Source organism: Algibacter agarivorans (assembly GCF_039543245.1).
GTDB lineage: Bacteria > Bacteroidota > Bacteroidia > Flavobacteriales > Flavobacteriaceae > Algibacter_G > Algibacter_G agarivorans.
Genome location: NZ_BAABJJ010000034.1, coordinates 110,598 through 131,379, shown reverse-complemented (window position 1 = coordinate 131,379; position 20,782 = coordinate 110,598). Strand labels below are relative to the sequence as shown.

The window sequence follows — 20,782 nt, the reverse complement described above, 5'->3', positions numbered from 1 at the left end:
TCAAATAAAAATTAGCAGGCTTCAAAAAAAACAAATAGTGTTAGGACTATTTTATTTTCTAATCAAACTTCTCGAAATCACAATTTTTTGAATTTCTGAAGTGCCTTCGTAAATCTGTGTGATTTTAGCATCGCGCATTAAGCGTTCTACATGATATTCTTTTACGAAACCATTACCGCCATGTATTTGTACGGCTTCCACAGTATGTTCCATGGCTACTTTAGAGGCGAAAAGTTTTGCCATGGCACTGGAGTAATCATAATTTTTGCCTTGATCTTTCTCCCATGCTGCTTTCATAACTAAATGTCTTGCTGCTTCAATATCTGTAGCCATATCTGCCAATTTAAAAGCAATAGCTTGATGGTTGCAAATTTCTGTTCCAAAAGCTTTGCGTTCTTTTGAGTATTTTAAGGCCAATTCAAAAGCGCCAGAAGCTATTCCTAAAGCTTGAGCTGCAATGCCTATACGGCCACCGGATAGGGTTTTCATGGCAAATCTAAAACCAGAGCCATTAACGCCAATCCTATTTTCTTTAAGCACTTTTACATCGTTAAATTGAAGGGTGTGGGTGTCGCTTCCGCGGATTCCAAGCTTGTCTTCTTTGGGGCCAATATCAAATCCTTTAGCGCCTTTTTCAACAATAAAAGCATTGATGCCGTGAGACCCTTTATCTCTGTCCGTTTGAGCAATTACAATATATACATCTGCGCGTCCACCACTAGTTATCCAGTTTTTTGTGCCATTAATAATATAATGGTCGCCTTTATCTATAGCTGTTGTTTTTTGCGATGTAGCATCACTACCAGCCTCTGGTTCGCTTAAGCAAAACGCGCCAACAAATTCGCCAGTAGCTAATTTGGTTAAATATTTTTGTTTTTGTTCTTCGGTTCCGTAAGCTTCTAAACCATAGCAGACTAGTGAATTGTTAACAGAAACAATTACAGATGCAGAGGCATCAATTTTAGATAATTCTTCCATAATAAGAACATACGAAATTGCATCCATACCACTTCCGCCGTATTTAGGGTCAACCATAATACCTAAAAAACCTAAATCGCCCATTTTTTTTACCAATTCTTGAGGGAATTCCTGCTTGTTATCACGCTCAATAACGCCTGGGAGTAATTCTGTTTGTGCAAAATCGCGAGCAGCGTCTCGTATCATGATATGTTCTTCTGAAAGACTAAAATCCATAATTCGTAATTATTGTATTGATTTTGGAAAATATATTTGTAAATATAGCTTTTTGGTGTGAATTTTTCAATTTGGATTGTTATTTTTATGCCGTATGAAAAAAAACGAATACCATATTATTGGTGTGATGTCTGGTACATCTTTAGATGGAGTTGATTTAGTTCAAGTTATGTTTTCTTTTAATGGTAAATGGAATTTTGAAATTATTCATACTGAAACCATGAGCTATAGTGAAAAATGGCACGGAATATTAAAGGGTTTGGTGTCTTGTTCATTTGAAGAATTACAAAAAATAGATGATGATTATACCAAATATCTGGCAAGTATTATTAAAGATTTTATAAGGAGCAATCAAATTAAAAATATTGATGCCGTGTGTTCGCATGGGCATACCGCTTTGCATCAACCTAAAAAGAAATTAACCTACCAAATAGGGAATAAACCTTTTTTAGCTGAGTATTTAAACGAAACCGTAATTTGCGATTTTAGAGTTCAAGATGTAGAACTTGGTGGGCAAGGGGCGCCTCTTGTTCCTATTGGCGATACATTATTGTTTTCGGAATATGATTTTTGTTTGAATTTAGGAGGATTCGCTAATATTTCAATGGATTTAAATGATGAGCGAATTGCTTACGATATTTGCCCCGTAAATATTGTGTTGAACCATTATGTAAATAAGCTTGGATTTAATTATGATGACAAAGGACAAATAGCTTCAACAGGACATTTAAATTTAGAATTACTCAATCAATTAAATGCCTTCGATTTTTATAAGGAAAGGCATCCTAAATCCTTGGGCCTAGAATGGGTTAATGTAAATATTTTTCCGTTAATAGATGGATTTCAGTTAGAAACAAAAGATGTTTTGGCAACTTTTGTAGAGCACATTGCTGTTCAAATAGCTTCAGAAATTAATAAAAAAAGTCATGCAACGGTTTTGGTGACAGGTGGAGGTGTTTATAACGAGTATCTTATAAACCGGCTCAAAACACATTCGGAACATACTATTTTAATCCCTTTAAATAAAATTGTTGAGTTTAAAGAAGCCCTTATTTTTGGGTTTTTAGGCGTGTTGAAATTGCGGGATGAAGTTAATTGTCTGCAAAGTGTTACAGGGGCTTCAAAAGACCATAGTTCTGGTATAATATTTCTTCCTTAAAAATAATGAAAAATTAATCTTAATGGATTTTTAGTTTTTTATATTTGTTACATTAATAATTTTAACCTCTTTTTTTATGAATCAGTTATAGCTAGACTTAAATCTTACTTCGGAAAGTATAAATACTAGTTATATATGAATCAGTTTAAAAGTGAACATGAAAGAATTATTAAAAAAATATGAAAATAAAGAACCCGAAATTGTTTTTAATTGGAAAGATTCTGAGACAGAAGCAGAAGGTTGGGTGGTTATAAATTCATTGCGCGGTGGTGCTGCTGGTGGTGGTACACGAATGCGCAAAGGGCTTGATATGAATGAAGTTTTATCTTTAGCAAAAACTATGGAAATCAAATTTACGGTTTCTGGTCCTGCTATTGGTGGCGCTAAATCTGGAATTAATTTTAATCCTAAAGACCCGCGAAAAAGAGGTGTTTTAGAACGTTGGTATGCTGCTGTTTCACCTTTGTTGAAAAGCTACTATGGCACTGGTGGTGATATGAATGTAGATGAAACCCATGAAGTGATTCCTATAACAGAGCAAAGCGGGGTGTGGCATCCTCAGGAAGGTGTTTTTAATGGGCATTTCAAGCCAACAGAAGCGGATAAAATAAATAGGATAGGACAGTTGCGTCAGGGTGTTATTAAGGTTATTGAAAATCCAAAATATTCACCTAGCGTGTCAAGAAAATATACAGTAGCCGATATGATTACAGGTTTTGGTGTAGCCGAAGCTGTAAAACAATACTACAATATTTACGGAGGTTCGGTAGAAGGAAAACGAGCCGTTGTACAGGGTTTTGGAAATGTTGGAGCCGCTGCGGCATTCTACTTATCTCAAATGGGTGCTAAAGTAGTAGGTATTATTGATATTGTAGGAGGTTTGATAAATGAAGATGGGTTTACTTTTGATGAGATAACTGCATTGTTTCTTGCAAAAACAGGAAATACTTTGGTGGCAGATCATTTAATACCTTTAGAAGAGATTAATAAAAAAATATGGGCATTAAAAACGGAGATTTTTGCACCTTGTGCCGCTTCAAGGCTTATTACCATTAATCAAATAGATGAAATGATTGATAGTGGATTAGAAGTTATATCTTGTGGCGCAAATGTGCCTTTTGCGGATAAGGAAATTTTCTTTGGCCCCATCATGGAACATACCGATTATAAAGTGAGTTTAATACCGGATTTTATTTCAAATTGCGGAATGGCTCGTGTTTTTGCGTATTTTATGGAGCAAAAAGTGCAAATGACCGATGAGGCGATTTTTAACGACACATCAAACAGAATTAGAGAAGCGATACAAAAAGTTTACAATAAAAATAAATCAAAAACAGGGATTAGTGCTACCGCATTTGAAATTGCACTAGAACAACTTATTTAACCAAAAATTTATGGAAGCAACGATTATCTTAGTGTTTGTTATGGGCTATTTAGCCATTACTTTAGAGCATAGTATAAAAATTGACAAACTTATCCCGGCTCTGGTCATGATGGCTATTTGTTGGGCTTTAATAGCGTTAGGAATTGATAGCTTTCCACAATGGTTTGATTCTGCCAATCATAGTCTTATAGATTTTGCAAAGTATTGGCCTGAAAGCCTTACGCCATTAGAAATACATGAAGAGAAGTTGCATTTAATGGAGGAAACCTTACTACACCATTTGGGCAAGACCTCTGAGATTTTGGTGTTTTTATTAGGCGCCATGACCATTGTTGAAATCATTGATTATTTTGATGGTTTTTCAACTATAAAAGACTTCATAAAAACTAAGAAAAAAAGCAAGATATTATGGATTTTTGCCATATTAGCGTTCATCTTATCGGCTATCATTGATAATCTTACAGCTACTATTGTTTTAATTTCGATACTACAAAAAATAGTAAAAGACAGAAGTGTACGTATTTGGTTTGCTGGTTTAATTATAATTGCTGCTAATGCTGGTGGTGCTTGGTCTCCAATTGGCGATGTTACTACAACCATGCTTTGGATTGGTAAAAAAGTAACCACAGGTCATTTGATTGGCTATTTACTTTTGCCATCATTTTTATGTATGGCAGTGCCAACATTTATCGCGTCGTTTTTACCAGCATTTAAAGGCGATTTAGATGTTGAAGAGGTTGAAGAAAAAAAGAAATCCCAGTTTAGTGGTACGATGCTTTACTTAGGTTTAGGAGCTATTATATTCGTTCCGATATTTAAAGTGATAACACATTTACCTCCTTATGTTGGTATGATGCTATCTTTAGGTGTTGTGGCTATTTTTGCTGAAATTTATAGTAGTTCTAAGTTTAGTCTGACTATACATGATTCGGAAGAAAGTGATGCACATGCGCAACACAGTCCAGTACATTATTCATTATCTAAAATAGAATTACCAAGTATTTTATTTTTCTTGGGTATATTAATGGCAGTAGCAGCACTTGAATCTTTAGGGATTTTATTCAACTTTGCGGGTTCACTTCAAGATTCTATGCCAATGCTTGGGACCGAATTGCATCAAGAAGGTCATACTGGAGTTTCAGATTTAGTGGTATTATTACTAGGAGTAGGTTCAGCAGTTATAGATAATGTGCCTTTAGTAGCGGCTAGTTTAGGGATGTTTCATGAGCCTATTGATAATGAACTTTGGCATTTTATTGCCTATTCAGCTGGAACAGGAGGAAGTATGTTAATTATTGGTTCTGCAGCGGGTGTTGTTGCTATGGGCATGGAGAAAATAGATTTTTTCTGGTATTTAAAAAAGATTGCTTGGTTAGCATTTGTTGGCTTTTTAGTAGGTGCGGTAGCATTTATGTTTACTAGAACGTTGTTTTAGGCAAAGAGGACTAATTATGGTTTTTTCGCTTTCACGGAAACATGCGGCATGCTAATTGATTATTACTATGAATTCTATACTTTAATAAAAAAATAGGCGTTATACAGTTGCAATAAATTTTAATATTATATGCTAAATACATTATTACAAAATACACAAGAAGGCACAGAATTGCTGACAGATGGCGAATCTGTTGAAAAAACACTTTCAATAATAGAATTAATAAGTAGTGGTGGTGCTGCAGGACAAGTTATTATAGCTGTTCTGTTTTTGCTATTAGTCGGTGCTATTTATATTTATTTTGAACGCATATTTGCTATAAAAGCAGCGTCGCAAGTAGATGCTAATTTTATGAATCAAATTAAAGACCATGTCAGTCATGGTAAAATTGATTCTGCTCAAATACTATGTGCGCAACAAAATTCGCCAGTGTCAAGATTGATTGGTAAAGGGATTTCCAGAATAGGAAAACCACTTGCTGATATTAATACAGCGATTGAAAACGCAGGGCGTCTAGAAATTTACGGATTAGAAAAAAACGTGAGTATTCTGGCAACTATTTCAGGTGCAGCACCCATGATTGGTTTTCTTGGAACAGTAATAGGAATGATATTGGCCATATTTGAATTGGCTAATGCAGGAGGTACTATTCAAATGGATGTTTTAGCAAGTGGTTTATATACAGCTATGACCACTACTGTTGCAGGTTTAATAGTAGGTATTGTTGCTTATATGGCATACAATCACTTAGTCGTTAAAACCGATAAAGTCGTTTACCAAATGGAAGCGAATTCATTAGAATTTTTAGATCACCTAAACGAACCTACGTAGTATGAACTTTAGAGGAAGAAATAAAGTTACGCCAGAATTCAATATGTCATCAATGACAGATATTGTATTCTTATTACTTATCTTTTTTATGATTGCTTCTACTTTAGTGACTACCAATGCTATTGATATCTTGTTGCCAAAAGCCAGTGGCAAGACAGAAAACAAAAAGTCTGTAGCAGTTAGTATAAAAAAGGATTTGACCTATTATATAGATCAAAAACGAGTAGGCGAAAGTGTTCTAGAAAACGAATTATTGGCAGCGTTATCTTCAAAAGAAAACCCAACCATTGTTTTAAGAGCAGAAAAATCTGTGCCAGTTGAAAACGTGGTTAAGGTCATGGATATAGCCAATAGAAATAAATTTAAGGTCATTTTAGCAGTAAAGCCTAAATAGGATAATGAAGTATTTTGAAACCAAACACGAAAAGAATTCAGCAAGATTAACAGCTCTAATAGCCGTTATTATGTTGTTATTGCTATTTGTGGTTGGCACAACATATATGGATCCGCCAGAAGAGTATGGTGTTGCAGTAAACTTTGGTAATTCAGATTTTGGCAATGGCAATGTGCAGCCTTTAAAATCAGTGAAATCTGAACCTCGTAAAATTGAAGAACCGCCACAGCCTGATGTTTCAAAATCTGAACCAACAAAAACGGCTGAAACTAAAGAGGAGGTGTTAACGCAGCAAGATTTGGAGTCTATAGCTATTAAAAAAGAAAAACAAGCTGAAGCAAAAGCAAAAGCCATTGCAGATGCCAAAACTAAGGCGGAAGCTGATAGAATTGCCAAAGAAAAGCGTGAGCAAGAAGAAAAAAAGAAAAAATTGGATGCTTTAATTGGTGGTGTAAGCAAATCTGAAGGCAGTGAAACGGGTAGCGAAGGCAATGATAATAATTCAGGTGATAAAGGGCAATTAGACGGTAACCCTTATGCGTCAAGTTATTTCGGTGGACAAGGTACAGGAAGTGATGGCGTTGGTTATGGCCTAAACGGCAGAGGGCGCGCCTCTTTTAAAAAGCTAAAACAAGATTGTAATGAATCTGGGATGGTCATTGTTAAGATTATTGTAAATCAAAGTGGAAATGTAATTTCAGCCGAACCTGGTCAAAGAGGTACAACAAATACAGCAGAATGTTTATTAGTTCCTGCAAAAAAAATAGCGATGTCCCATAAATGGCCAGCGGATTCTAAGGCACCTTCACGCCAAATAGGTTTTGTTAGTGTTAATTTTAAATTAAGTCAATAGTATAATGACGTATCAAGATACGCTCAATTGGATGTTTTCTCAACTGCCAATGTATCAACGACAGGGGAAAGTAGCCTTCAAAAAAGATTTATCAAATACTATAAAATTATCAGCTCATTTAAATTTTCCTGAGAGAGGCTTCAAATCTGTTCATGTTGCTGGAACTAACGGAAAAGGGTCTACAAGCCACATGTTGGCATCTATTCTTCAAGAAGCAGGATATAGGGTAGGGCTTTATACGTCTCCACATTTAAAAGATTTTAGAGAGCGAATTAAAATTAATGGAAAAGAAGTCACCAAACAGTTTGTTATTGGTTTTATAAAACGTAATCGTCCTTTTTTTGAGGCTAATAAATTGTCTTTTTTCGAAATGACCGTAGGCATGGCATTTGATTATTTCACTAAACAAAAAGTTGATATTGCTATTATAGAAGTTGGATTGGGAGGTCGATTAGATTCAACAAATATAATTACACCCGAGGTTTCAGTAATTACTAATATAGGACTTGACCACACACAGTTTTTAGGAGATACTATAGAAGCTATTGCTTTTGAAAAAGGTGGTATAATAAAACCAAATATTCCTGTAGTTATTGGTGAAACTCAAAAAGAAACAAAACCAATTTTCAACAATTTAGCAAAAACCAATAACTCAAAAATTGTTTTTGCAGATAAAGAAGTTTTTGAAATTTATAAATCTGATTTAATAGGAAGTTATCAAGTTAAAAATATTAAAACAGTTGTCCAAGCGGTTAAAGAACTTCAGCAAAAAGGGTATAGGATATCTGAGCAAAATATTAAGCAAGGTTTGTTAAGCGTAGTAAAAAACACAGGTTTATTGGGGCGTTGGCAAGTTTTAAATGAGGCGCCTAAAGTTGTTTGTGATACAGGGCATAACAGAGAAGGCTTAAGTTATGTGATGGAGCAAATTTCAAATGAAGCTTTTAAATCGTTGCATATTGTTTTTGGCGTTGTAAATGATAAGGATTTAGATTCTATTGTAGATTTATTGCCCAGAAATGCCAGGTATTATTTCTGTAAACCAGATATTCCAAGAGGTTTAGAGGCCTTGAGATTAAAACAAATTTTCAATCAACATAATTTGAAAGGCGAAGCCTATAGCTCTGTAAACGAAGCCCATAAATCAGCTTTGAAAAATGCAGATGCAAATGATTTTGTATTCATTGGAGGTAGTACATTTGTAGTAGCAGAAATAATTTAAAATTTTATTAAAAAAGCTTTTGCAATATTAAAAACTAGATTATATTTGCACCTCCTATAATTAGGGCGACTAGCTCAGTTGGTTCAGAGCACTTGGTTTACACCCAAGGGGTCAGGGGTTCGAATCCCTTGTCGCCCACAGAAAATCCTAAAGTATGTACTTTAGGATTTTTTTTATACCTTAATTGTAAATAAGTAATTGTTTTCTTTAGTTCCAACGTTTTTTTATTACTTTTAAAGAAATCTCTCTGAATGAACGAAAGTAATATTAAAGAAGCCTACAAGACTATTTTTGAGTCTCATGGTCATCCTTCATTAGAAAAACATATCGAAAAATTAATAGAGTTAGATGCTTATCTACCTTACAGTTCTACTTTTTTTTGCATAACCAATACACAAGATTTGTCATTTGAATACATCAGTAAAAATACTAAAGCATGTTTGGGTTTAGATAGTGCAGAATTACAAACCAAGGGTATGAAGTATTTTTGGAGCAGAATGCATCCTGATGATTTAGAGAAATGGCTTATGGCTTTAAATGAGCTTATGAAGTTTACACTTAGTGAAATTAAAGAGGAAGATCGGATTAGAATGAGTTATACATGGAATTATCGATTTAAAAACGGTAATAATGAGTATGTAAATATTATTCAAAACACCACGCCTTTGGAGTTTGATAGTACTAATAAACCGGTAATAGGACTTGCGCATTATACAGTCCTATCACCAGAGATTAAATTGCAAATATGTGCATCAGCAAAATTGTTAAATGATAACGATGAATATGAGACGGTGTATTTTAATAATTTTTCTCAAAAATTGCTTTCGGCAGGAATTAGTAATAGAGAACGTGATATTATTAGATTGTTGGCTCTGTATGATTCAAGTAAAACTATAGCTGAAAAATTAAATATAAGTGCTAATACGGTTGATACGCACAGAAGAAATATTTTGAAAAAATTAAATATATCTTCAACAGGAGAATTAATTGGGATGCTTAAAATGAATAAGAATCTAATTTAGAGATTGTTATGGGAAAACTAATATTATTATTAGATATTCATGTTGTCTAATAATTGATGTGTTTCATCGAAAAATCATAAAAATACTCAAATTGAGTATTGCGCTTTTTGTTTATATCACGCATCTTTACAGTGCTATTAATTAGTTCTTAGGGAGAATTTATTAGAAAGTGTCTGTTTATTAGTTTAATCAGGCGCTTTTTAGGTTTTACTTGTATTGAAATTTTCATAAGCGCAATAAACATCCATCCTTTTTGAAACTTTTAGATAATTTTATATGACATACAATATTGAGAAAGGACAAGTAAGAGGGACTATTGTTTTTATTCATGGTAATTCATCTTCATCCTTTGTTTTTGACGAAGTTCTAAAATGTAAATCTATTCCTCAAACAAAAATAGCTGTTGATTTGCCGGGTCATGGTATTAATGCTAATTTAGGACATGAAGTAAAAGACTTTTCAATAGAAGTATACAGAGCGAAGCTCATAGATTTGTTAAGTCGTATAGATGATGATATTTTATTAGTTGGTAATTCGCTTGGAGGGCATCTAGTTATTGAAGTTGCTCAGGAAGTGAATCGGTTAAAGGGCTTGGTTATTTTTGGAACTCCACCTCTTAAAAAGCCGCTTAATCTAGAAGAAGCTTTTTTACCAGTGGATGCATTGCAAACTTTTTTTACCGAAAATCCGACTGATACTGAAATAGAGTCCGCCATACATCAAGCATTATATAATAAAGAAAACGCACATATATTAATAAAGGATTTTAAGCTAGCTAATCCCAAAGTACGAAAAGCAATTACTATGGATGTAGCTGAAGATAAATTTCTAGACCAATATGCTATTTTTACCAATCTTGAGCTGCCAAAATTTATTATTGCAGGAAAACAAGATCCTAGTGTGAATCCTGAGTATTTGGAAATGATTGAAAACAAGAGCGTTAAAACCTGCGAACTTATAAAGTTTGAAGACTGTGGCCACTATCCAAGTATTGAAAAACCAAAAGAATTTATTGATACGCTTAATAAAATAGTTTTAAAAACTTTTTACTAAAAAAAACTAAGCTCTACATTTAATTATGCATTAAACTCATATTCCCTTAAAATCAAAAGATTAATGAATTATTATTAAACAATAATAACGGGAATCTAAATAATACCTTCTCTAAGACACTTTGCTATGAGCTCTGGTGTATTCTTACAGTTTGTTTTTCGTAGAATGTTTCGTTTATGTGTGTTTATGGTATGTATTGAAATATGCAAATAGTGCGCTATCTCAGAATTTTTTTTCCCTTTAGCAATTGCATTAAGAACTTCTTTTTCTCGTTTGCTAAAAACAGTGTCAACATTTGCTATAAGATTAAAAGTGTCATTTTTTTCATCATAATAATAATTAGGACGCTTAAATCCAATAAAAGAAACTTTGTGGTCATTTATAACATTAAAATGGCTTACATCGGTGTGAACACCCATGACTTGTTGAACTTTACCATCTTTAGAGACGCTTAGTGCTTTAGATTGATGCAGTAGGACCTTTTCTGTATTGTCATCAAGTTGCATCCGCATTAAGTAAACGGTTTTGTATTTTGTTATATCTTCAATAGGGATCTTTTCTAATTTAAAATTAATAGCAGCACGCTCTTTTATATGTAGGTTTTTCAAATCCTCTGGGTGCATTAAAGAAAATAATCTGTCAATTGAAAATTCATCTGGCTTAATGCCTAAAACTTTTTTTACACCATCACTTACAAATTCCATTTTGTAGGTAGCAAAATTCACAATATAGTAATAAAAATCGCCAGGCGAAAGTAAGGAGGCTATCTGGTCAACAAAATCCAATAAGGGTTCTTTAAAGTCAGGTTCAAAGATTTTATTTTTTGCTTCCCAAGTATTATAAACTTTTTTTATATCTGTTGATTTCATAAGTGCTATTAAATAAGTCCCTCTCTTAAACAAATGGCTATAAGCTCGCTTGTGTTTTTACAATCAGCTTTCCTGAAAATGTTTCGTTTATGTGTGTTTACTGTTAAAGGTGAAATGCATAATAGTTCTGAAATATCTTTAGCCTTGTTGCCTTTAGCCAATAAATCAATTATTTCTAATTCTCGTTTTGAAAAATTGAAGCGGTCTTTTTCAATAAGTTTATAGCCTTTTTTAGTGTCTCTGTAATAAAATGAAGGGTATTTATGGCTTATAAAGGCAATCTTGTTGTCAAAAGGCATGTTAAGATATGTAACATCTGTATGTACGCCTAAAACTTTTTCAATCTTACCGTCTTTAGAAGTGACAATGGACTGTGCTTGATGTAAAATGGTTTTATAACTTCCATTGGTGTGTTTTAAGCGCATTAAATAAACCACTTTATAGTCAGGTAATTGCTCTTTAGTGATATCACCAAAAAGAAAACTGGTAGCAAAAGCTTCCTTTTCAGGCATTCTTGCCAAATCTTCAGGGTGCATTATTTCCAGTAGTTTGTTTATTGTAAAGCTTTCTGGTGGTATTCCAAGAATATCAGAAATACTTTCAAACACATAATCCATTTTTAATTCATGAAAATTAATGATATAATAATAAAACGAACCAACCGAAAATAGTGAAGCTATCTGTTCAATGAGTTCAATAAAAACTTTCTTGTTACTAGGAAGTAAAATTTTATTTCCAGTTTCCCAAACTCTAGTAACTTTTAAAGCATTTTTATTTATCATATATAATTAGTTGTTAACCTATATGTTTAAATATATCTAAAAAGGAATTAAATGGTTAATGATTTCCGCTTAAAGGTAATTTTTTGGTGTGAAACGGATGTTTTTAATATATTCATTGGGTTTGAGCTTTATGCAACAGACTATAAACTTGATAGGTGGTCCTTATGAAACTTATAGATTTTAAACTTTTGAATAACAAAGTAAGAATATATCAACAATAGTACCTTATAGAATCTCTCAAAAGCTTAAAAAATGCTCAAGTGTTTTTTTAAGGATGATTTCTAAAGTCGATGAATGGCAAATAAATTAGGTTAAAAAATGCGCGTATTTATAAATATACCTAAAACTAGGTATTGTGAATTTCCCCTAACTATCTGAAATTTGTAATGCTATTAATTAGTTCTTAGGGAGAACGACAAAACAAGTGTCTAAGTGATGATTATTTGAGTTAGTGATTTAGCTTAGGCACTTTTTTGTTTTAGTATTTCCTGTAACTTTTCAATAAACTCTTTCTAATAGTAAATAGTAGCTACTGCAATTTTACGGCCTAATCTTTTGCTGTCTTTATAGAAAACAGTTTTGTGCTGTTTTTGAAATTATTGCTTTTGACTAAAAGCCAACGAATATGAAACATTTAAAAAGGGTACTTACACTAAGTTTATTGTTAATTACCATTATGGCGTGCAGTAGTGATGATAATACTACTAATAAAGACAATAAAGACATCTAAGTAATCTAACCAATAATAATATTTACAACCTAACTAACCAATTATGAAAGCAACAATAAAACTATTATTTATACTTTTAACATTAACTGTAATGTTATCTTGTTCAAAAGATGATCCAAATACACCACCGGATGTACCTTTAATAGGAACAGCCACTGCAGGAGATGCAGAAGCAATAATAACATTTACAGCACCATCAAGTGATGGTGGTTCAATAATAACAGGATATACAGCTACTTCCAGGCCAGATAATATTATTGGCACACTAGAGCAAGCAGAAAGCGGTACAATTACCGTAGCGGGACTTACAAATGGTACAGAGTACGCCTTTACGGTAACAGCCACAAATGCTATTGGTACAAGTATGGCAAGTTCAGTATCTAATGCTGTAACACCAACAGCCCCTTATATCCCTGATTGGTATTATAACTGCTATCCTGTTTATGATTATCGGGGTTATTATTTGTATGATGACTGTTATTGGGAATATTACTAAACATTAAACAATTTTATTGATTTCAAATAATTAAGGTGCAAGTTATCCAGTTTTTGTAAGTTTTTTGTTTTTGGTATTATGCTTAGTTTCACTTTATATGTATTTGCATATATTCTTATTATTTAACTCAAATCTAAAACCCGTTCTAATGCCATGCCACGAGAGCCTTTTATTAAAAGTGTAGCATTTTTAATTTCAGATAAATCAAAGCTAGTTTTAAAATCATCAAAAGTTTTAAATTGTTTTGATTTGCTTGACTTTGCATTAGATTTATAAAAATTCTCCCCAACTAAAATAATGTCGTTTATCTCTAAAGATATTGCCAAATCTGTTATGTTTTGGTGTTCTCTCTCAGCTTCATTGCCCAATTCAAACATATCGCCAAGAATAGCAATTTTATGTCCTTTCTGTTTTTCAAAATTCAATAATGCAGCTCGCATACTGGTAGGATTGGCATTATAGGCATCTAAAATAATTTTATTCGAGCCTTTTTCTATAATTTGAGACCGATTGTTAGTAGGGATGTAATTCTCTATAGCTGCTTTAATGGTAGAATCATCTACTTTAAAATAGTTCCCAATAGCAATAGCGGCAGCCATATTGTTAAAGTTATAATCGCCTATTAATTGACTTTGAATATCTAAACCGTTATATAAACATGTTACAAAAGGTTGCGCATCCAAAAAGTTTATCGAAACATCTGTTCCTTCAATTCGATTTCCAAAAGAAAATCGGTTGGCATCTTTAGTTTTCTCAACTTGAATAGCATCATTGGCATTAACAAAAATGGTTTTATTATGAGCAATCAAATATTCATACATTTCGCTTTTGCCTTTAATAACGCCTTCTATACCACCAAAACCTTCTAAGTGAGCTTTTCCAAAGTTTGTAATATATCCATAATCAGGTGTTGCTAAACTGCATAAAAATTCAATTTCTTTTTGATGATTAGCACCCATTTCAACAATACCAATTTCGGTATCTTTTGTCATAGACAGAAGCGTTAACGGAACACCAATATGGTTGTTTAAATTTCCAATGGTAGCTGTGGTCTTAAATTTTAGTGATAGTACTGCATTAATAAGCTCTTTAGTGGTCGTTTTTCCATTACTTCCCGTAAGGGCAATAATAGGTGTGCTTAAATAAATTCTATGGAAAGCAGCTAGTTTTTGTAGTGTTTCGAGAACATTGTCAACTAGAATGGTTTTAGACGATGTGTTAAATTCCGTTTCGTCAACAATAGCATATTTAGCACCGTTTTTTAGTGCCTTTTCGGCATAGGTATTTCCATTAAAATTAGCGCCTTTAAGCGCGAAAAACATAGCGTTTTTTTGAAGTTTTCTAGTATCTGTACATACCGAATGACATGCTAAGAAAAGACGATGAATATGTTCTATTTTCAAAAGTTGAAGTGGATTTGTTTGTGAAAATAAATGTATAAAAAAAGTCCTAACAAATGCTAGGACTTTTAAATTTATAATAAAGAAATATTAGTTTTTCTTTTTATTTTTCGTTTTGCTTTTTGAGCCCACTCTAGACATAGCACATCTAAAACCAATATAGTCTGTGGCCATATCTTGCGGAAAATAGCGTCTTTGAGCTGGATCTAACCAGTACTCTCTATCTTTCCATGATCCACCTTTATAAACTCTTACTTCATCATTGATTAACGATGTTCTGTTGTTTCCTTTATCATATTCTCTAATAATATTACCTAAAGAATCTCTAGTGATGCTGTGTTTAGGCGAATTGTACATTTTGCTAGTGTTAGACTTTTTACCTTCTTCATCATTTTCGTCATCACCAAAGCTTTCAAAATTACGAGAAGAACGTTTGTCTCCATCTCTAAAGTTTATTTCATCACTTTTATCAAAGTTAGTTCTTAAATAAGTTTCATTCTCATCAACAGGAACTTGTAATATTTCACCAGGTAAGTTTCTTGCAACTACTTTTCCGTTAGATAAAGTGTCATAAACAATATCATCTGAGGTTACAACTTTTACACTGCCATCTTCATTCAATGCATTTTTAGTATAAACATTTCCACGATAATAGTTGAAATCGTTAAATTCATCATCAATAATAGGTCTGTAAACATCAGCAACCCATTCAGCAACATTACCGGCCATATCATATAAACCGTAATCGTTAGGATCGTATGATTTAACAGCGTTTGTAATATCTGCGCCGTCATCAGACCAACCTGCAATTCCGCCGTAGTCACCTTTTCCTTGCTTAAAGTTAGCCATTTGATCGCCACGAATTTTACGTTTTCCAGAGCGTGTATATTGACCGTCCCATGGATATTTTTTACGTCCGCGATATAGGTTGTAACTTCTAATTTCACTTAATCCTAATGCGGCATATTCCCATTCTGTTTCAGTTGGTAGTCTGTAATCAGGAGAAATAATTCCAGTTTCACGAGTGGCGTAAATACCAGTTTCATTTCCGTCAGCATCAGTTCTAACATTTCTTCTACCACGACCATCACCATTAATAATTTCTTCATTGCCACCATAGGTTAAGGTAGGGGCGTTAATGTAAGTATCTGTATTAAACGTTTGGTCTGCATTTACATCAATAATTTTTGCGTCTCGTTTTAAGTAGCCTGATTTTTCTAAATTAAACTCATTAACACGGTCTGTGCGCCAGTTAGCAAACTCAACAGCTTGAATCCAACTCACTCCTACAACAGGATACTCTCCATAGCCAGGGTGACGTAAATAGTTATCGGTCATAACTTCGTTGAACCCTAAACGGTTTCTCCAAACTAAGGTGTCTGGTAAAGCTCCGTGATAAATAGCTCTGAAATTTTCGTCTGATGGTGGGTAAACTCTTTTGATCCAATCTAAGTACTCCATGTACATGGCATTAGTTACTTCGGTTTCATCCATGTAAAAAGACTGAACGTGTTGCTGATTTGGACTATTGTTCCAATCATGCATTACATCGTCTTGTACACGGCCTTTAGTGAATGTGCCACCTTCAATAAATACTAGTCCAGGAGATGTTTCTTGTTCTTTGAAGTCAGAATTGTATTGAAAACCGCCTTCTCTAGAATTGATTTGCCATCCGGTAGCTCTAGAGCTATTTTTTGAACTCGAAGATTTTTTACAACCAGTTGAAGCCACTGTTAGTGCTAAAACTAATAAAACCTTGAATGCTACTACTTTTTTCATATCCATACTTTTAAGTAAGCTAATAATATTTTGGTGGTGCAATATAAGAATTAAAGCTAATAACACAAGCTATTTTTTACATTTTAACCAAAAAAACATGTATTTCGTCTTGTTTTTTTAACATTACAACGATGATTTTACTGTTTCTTATCATTGATTTGAGTTATATTAACGCATGGTTTACTAATTTATTATTGTATTTTTGAAGCAGTTTTAAAATTGTTGTTATTTTTTAATAATAACATGGTGTTAATGACGTTATTCTAGCAATGAAAAAGAAAGTTTTATTTTTACTGTTGATCACTTCAGCAGTCGTATTAGCGCAACAAAAAAAATACAGTCTGGTTTGGGAGGGCTCTCAAATACTCTCTGGAGGAAGTTATTCCGTTGAGGTACCTTCATTTAATAAAGCGCATTTTACATATAATTTTGAAGATGGCTTGCTGTTTATTGATCAATGGGAAACAAAAAGTCCTGTTAACGAATCTTCTGTAACTTTAAGTAATGTTTCCTACCAAGTCATATCTAATGCTAGTTTAAAAGATTTGGATGTCAATAAAATCCCTGATACCTTAGAGTTTAGTTTAGAGAATTCAATAGCAAGGGATAAGAAATATGTATTTTTCCAGCTTTCGCCCATTATAAAAGATGCTAATGGCAGTTATAAAAGAGTCATTTCATTTCAAATAAATTACAAAAATGGAGGCATTGCAGCTAGAAAGTCTGCTTTTAATAAAAATTTAGGGGCGTCTGGGATTATTTCTAATTCTGTGTTAAGTTCTGGGGAATGGTACAGGTTTTATGTAGATACCACAGGTGTTTTTAAGCTATCTAAAAGTTTTTTGCAGCGTTTAGGGGTTAATGTAAATAGTGTAGACCCTAGAACTATTAAGCTATATGGCCATGGAGGTCGTATGATACCTTACTCTAATGCTGTTGCTTATCCTTTTGGTGTTCCAGAAAATGCTATAAAATTTGTTGGAGAGGAAGATGGGGTGTTTGATAATGAAGATTTTATTCTGTTTTATGCTCAGGGGCCAAATGGTTTTAATTCAGATAGTCAAACTAATATTAACTGCTATACAGATAAGACTTATTATTACATAAATGTTGGCTCTGGTAACGGAAAACGTATTCAGCCATTTGTAAAGCCTAGTGGGACAGTAGATTTGGTTATTAATACTTTTGAAGATTATCAATATCATGAAGTTGATGCTTATAATTTGGTGTCTTTAGGAAGGCGTTGGTTTGGTGATAGATTTGATGTAGATAGCAATAAAAAATTTGAATTTGATTTTCCGGATATAGTAACTACCGAACCTGTAAGTTTAACAGTTCTTGTGGCTACTGCTTCTCAATCCGATAGTTCAATGAACATTAAGGTAAATAATGTTGACTTAACTACATTATCACTTTCCGGTGTATCAAGCCCTAATTTTGGTAACGGGGCATCGTATAATGACAACATTAATGTCAATACATCAAAAATTACAGTAGAACTGGATTTTGATAATCAAGGAAACCCGAGCATAATGGGGTATTTAGATTTTATATCTATTGAAGCTACTCGAGCCTTAAATTTTTCTAATAAACAATTTCAGTTTAAAAACAGCGATGTTGCCTCTGTATCAGGAATCGGGCAATATAATATAGCCAATGCTTCACAGCTTTCAGAAGTGTGGGATGTAACGGATATATACAATGTAGCTAATTATATAAATGCCGACCAAAACTCGAATTTAAGCTTTACTGCTGCTCTTGGGAGTTTAAAAACATATGTGGCGCTTTCACCATCAGATTATTTCGTGCCTAAATTTGATTCCAAAACAGTTGTAAATAATCAAAATATTAAAGGCACTATTTTTCAAAATAATCAAGGTGAATTTCAGGATGTGGATTACATTATAGTGTCTCCAAATAATATGATAAATCATGCAGAGCGTTTAGCACAAATTAATAGAACCCAATACGGTTTAAATGTTAAGGCGTTAGGTTTAGATGAAATATATAATGAGTTTAGTTCTGGTAATCAAGATATTGGGGCTATCAGGAATATGGTTAAGTATGTTTATGACAATGCCAGTGCTCCAGAAAATAGAATAAAATATTTGTGTTTGTTTGGTGACGGATCTTATGATTATAAAGATAGAATTCCTAATAATACCAATATTGTGCCTTCCTGGCATGCTTATAATAGTTTTAGCTTAGCGACTTCCATAATTTCTGATGATTTTTATGGTATGATGGATGATAATGAAGGCAGCATGTCAACTAGTGATAAGTTGGATATAGCGGTAGGGAGAATATTAGCAGATACACCTCAAAGAGGCAAGGAAATGGTTGATAAGGTTGAATCGTACTATGTAAAAGAAGCTTTTGGAAGTTGGCGAAATAATTTTGTGGTTATTTCTGATGATGTTGATAAAGACTGGGAAGGCTTACTGCAAGAAACTACGGATAATGTTGGGAATCTAGTAACACAAGAAAAACCATTTATTAATGTGGTAAAAATTCATTCTGATGCTTTTCAGCAAGAGTCTTCTGCTGGAGGAAATAGATATCCCGAAGTAAATGCAGAAATTGTAAATGCAGTTGATAATGGAGCTTTGGTCGTGAATTATTTTGGGCATGGTGGTGAAGACGGTTTGGCACAAGAGCGTATTTTGTTAAAGCCTGATGTTAATGGATTTCGTAATTTTTATAAGCTTAACTGCTTTGTTACGGTTACCTGCGAGTTTACTAGATTTGATAACCCGTTTAGGCAGACTGCTGGCGAATTTACATATTGGAATAAACAAGCAGGAGCTATTGGCTTAATTACAACAACTAGGCAGATTTTTGTGAGTTTTGCTATTGCATTTAATAATATTCTAGGAGAATATTTATTTTCTTATAGTGATAAGGACAACTTTGGAGATGATGAATACCCATCTATGGCAGAAGCTTTAAGATTAGCGAAAGCTGATCCCTCTATAGTAGGTGTGAATCAAAGACGTTTGGTGTTTTTTATAGGAGATCCTGCCATGAAATTGGCATTCTCTAAACCAAATATTAAATTAACAAAAATTAATGATGTACCTATTGGACAAACTACTGATACATTAAAAGCTTTAAGCTACGTGAAATTAGCAGGCGAAGTTACCGATGTTTCAGGCAACCTGTTAAATAACTATAATGGAACACTATCTACAACTATATATGATAAATCAATTGAAAGGCAAACTTTAGCTAATGACAATACACGCTTAAATGGGCAACTTGTAAAGTTAGATTTTACAACCCTTGGAGAAATTATATTTAGAGGGCAGTCATCTGTAAAAAATGGTCAATTTGAAGTTGATTTTGTTGTGCCTAAAGATATTGGTATTCCTGTTGGGTTTGGTAAAGTGAGTTTCTATTCCAAAAACCAAGAATTATCCCAAGATCAAGCTGGCGCAAGTGTTAATACAGTTAAAATTGGTGGGTTAAATGAAAATGCCGTAGAAGACAATACAGGTCCGGTGGTGTCAATATTCATGAATGATGAAAATTTTGTAACAGGAGGCATAACCAACGAATCACCTACTTTATTGGCTAAAATGGAGGATTCTAATGGCATAAACACCGCTAGTGGTATTGGTCATGATATTGTTGCCATAATTGATGGCGATGAAACAAACCCAGTAATCCTGAATGATTATTACCAAACAGAAGTTGATGATTACACAAAAGGCACAGTAACTTTTCCATTTAAGGATTTAGAACCAGGATTACATACATTAACCCTTAAGGCTTGGGATGTGTATAATAATTCGTCAATATCTGAAATTCAGTTTATTGTATTTGATAAAGATGAAAGTTTGGTTATAAATAATGTGCTTAATTATCCAAATCCATTTGTTAATTACACAGAATTTTGGTTTAACCACAATAGTTCAGAACCTTTAGACGTTTCTATACAGATATTCACGGTGTCTGGAAAATTAGTAAGAACACTAAATGGACAAACAACGGGCGGAGGTATTACCACAAGTTCCTTGTCTAGAGACATGGTTTGGGATGGAAGAGACGATTTTGGAGATAAAATAGGTAAGGGTGTTTACATTTATAAACTAAAAGCACATTCCAATCTTTTAAATAAAACCGTAGAAAAAATAGAGAAACTCGTTATACTTTGATTTTTAGTTGCTTTGTGTGTTT

General features: G+C 33.3%; 16 protein-coding genes and 1 tRNA gene. 12 read left to right on the top strand and 5 right to left on the bottom strand.

Annotated features, from left to right (window positions below):
- Positions 1–51: 51 nt before the first annotated feature.
- Positions 52–1,194 carry an acyl-CoA dehydrogenase gene (locus ABD935_RS11775; RefSeq protein ID WP_345192270.1) on the bottom strand — a complete coding sequence of 381 codons (1,143 nt, stop codon included), beginning with the start codon at positions 1,192–1,194 and terminating at the stop codon, positions 52–54.
- Positions 1,195–1,288: 94 nt separating this feature from the next.
- On the opposite strand from ABD935_RS11775, the gene ABD935_RS11770 reads away from it, so the two are divergent.
- The 10 genes from ABD935_RS11770 (at position 1,289) to ABD935_RS11725 (ending at position 10,547) form a co-directional block, all read left to right on the top strand.
- Positions 1,289–2,353 (top strand): anhydro-N-acetylmuramic acid kinase, encoded by a 1,065-nt coding sequence (locus ABD935_RS11770; protein WP_345192269.1) that lies wholly within the window; start codon positions 1,289–1,291, stop codon positions 2,351–2,353.
- Between the two features lie 157 nt (positions 2,354–2,510).
- Positions 2,511–3,737 carry a Glu/Leu/Phe/Val dehydrogenase dimerization domain-containing protein gene (locus ABD935_RS11765; protein WP_345192268.1) on the top strand — a complete coding sequence of 409 codons (1,227 nt, stop codon included), beginning with the start codon at positions 2,511–2,513 and terminating at the stop codon, positions 3,735–3,737.
- A gap of 10 nt (positions 3,738–3,747) precedes the next feature.
- A complete protein-coding gene (gene nhaD, locus ABD935_RS11760) occupies positions 3,748–5,172 on the top strand; it encodes a sodium:proton antiporter NhaD (protein WP_345192267.1) in 1,425 nt (474 codons plus the stop codon).
- A 129-nt stretch (positions 5,173–5,301) separates the two neighbouring features.
- Positions 5,302–6,003 carry a MotA/TolQ/ExbB proton channel family protein gene (locus ABD935_RS11755; protein WP_345192265.1) on the top strand — a complete coding sequence of 234 codons (702 nt, stop codon included), beginning with the start codon at positions 5,302–5,304 and terminating at the stop codon, positions 6,001–6,003.
- A gap of 1 nt (position 6,004) precedes the next feature.
- A complete protein-coding gene (locus ABD935_RS11750; protein ID WP_345192264.1) occupies positions 6,005–6,397 on the top strand; it encodes an ExbD/TolR family protein in 393 nt (130 codons plus the stop codon).
- Between the two features lie 4 nt (positions 6,398–6,401).
- Entirely contained in the window at positions 6,402–7,250 is an 849-nt protein-coding gene (locus tag ABD935_RS11745; protein WP_345192262.1) for an energy transducer TonB, read from the top strand.
- A gap of 4 nt (positions 7,251–7,254) precedes the next feature.
- Positions 7,255–8,472, top strand: coding sequence for a bifunctional folylpolyglutamate synthase/dihydrofolate synthase (locus tag ABD935_RS11740; RefSeq protein ID WP_345192261.1), 1,218 nt, complete (start codon positions 7,255–7,257; stop codon positions 8,470–8,472).
- A 63-nt stretch (positions 8,473–8,535) separates the two neighbouring features.
- Positions 8,536–8,610 (top strand) — tRNA-Val (locus ABD935_RS11735).
- A gap of 113 nt (positions 8,611–8,723) precedes the next feature.
- Complete coding sequence (locus ABD935_RS11730) at positions 8,724–9,494, top strand: LuxR C-terminal-related transcriptional regulator (protein ID WP_345192260.1); 771 nt, start codon at positions 8,724–8,726, stop codon at positions 9,492–9,494.
- A 276-nt stretch (positions 9,495–9,770) separates the two neighbouring features.
- Positions 9,771–10,547: an alpha/beta fold hydrolase gene (locus ABD935_RS11725; RefSeq protein WP_345192258.1), complete on the top strand. Its 777-nt coding sequence runs from the start codon at positions 9,771–9,773 to the stop codon at positions 10,545–10,547.
- A gap of 95 nt (positions 10,548–10,642) precedes the next feature.
- Here ABD935_RS11725 and ABD935_RS11720 read toward each other — a convergent pair whose 3' ends face one another.
- Both ABD935_RS11720 and ABD935_RS11715 read right to left on the bottom strand, forming a co-directional pair.
- Positions 10,643–11,416, bottom strand: coding sequence for a LuxR C-terminal-related transcriptional regulator (locus ABD935_RS11720; protein ID WP_345192257.1), 774 nt, complete (start codon positions 11,414–11,416; stop codon positions 10,643–10,645).
- 8 nt (positions 11,417–11,424) lie between these two features.
- On the bottom strand, positions 11,425–12,198 hold the full coding sequence (locus tag ABD935_RS11715; protein WP_345192255.1) for a LuxR C-terminal-related transcriptional regulator: 774 nt from the start codon (positions 12,196–12,198) through the stop codon (positions 11,425–11,427).
- Between the two features lie 773 nt (positions 12,199–12,971).
- On the opposite strand from ABD935_RS11715, the gene ABD935_RS11710 reads away from it, so the two are divergent.
- Positions 12,972–13,424, top strand: coding sequence for a fibronectin type III domain-containing protein (locus tag ABD935_RS11710; protein ID WP_345192254.1), 453 nt, complete (start codon positions 12,972–12,974; stop codon positions 13,422–13,424).
- Between the two features lie 122 nt (positions 13,425–13,546).
- Here ABD935_RS11710 and ABD935_RS11705 read toward each other — a convergent pair whose 3' ends face one another.
- Positions 13,547–14,827 carry a UDP-N-acetylmuramoyl-tripeptide--D-alanyl-D-alanine ligase gene (locus ABD935_RS11705; protein WP_345192252.1) on the bottom strand — a complete coding sequence of 427 codons (1,281 nt, stop codon included), beginning with the start codon at positions 14,825–14,827 and terminating at the stop codon, positions 13,547–13,549.
- An 87-nt stretch (positions 14,828–14,914) separates the two neighbouring features.
- Positions 14,915–16,609 carry a gliding motility lipoprotein GldJ gene (gene gldJ, locus ABD935_RS11700; protein ID WP_345192251.1) on the bottom strand — a complete coding sequence of 565 codons (1,695 nt, stop codon included), beginning with the start codon at positions 16,607–16,609 and terminating at the stop codon, positions 14,915–14,917.
- Between the two features lie 263 nt (positions 16,610–16,872).
- Between gldJ and porU the strand changes: the two genes are divergently transcribed.
- Positions 16,873–20,760 carry a type IX secretion system sortase PorU gene (porU, locus tag ABD935_RS11695; RefSeq protein ID WP_345192249.1) on the top strand — a complete coding sequence of 1,296 codons (3,888 nt, stop codon included), beginning with the start codon at positions 16,873–16,875 and terminating at the stop codon, positions 20,758–20,760.
- The last annotated feature ends 22 nt before the right edge of the window (positions 20,761–20,782 follow it).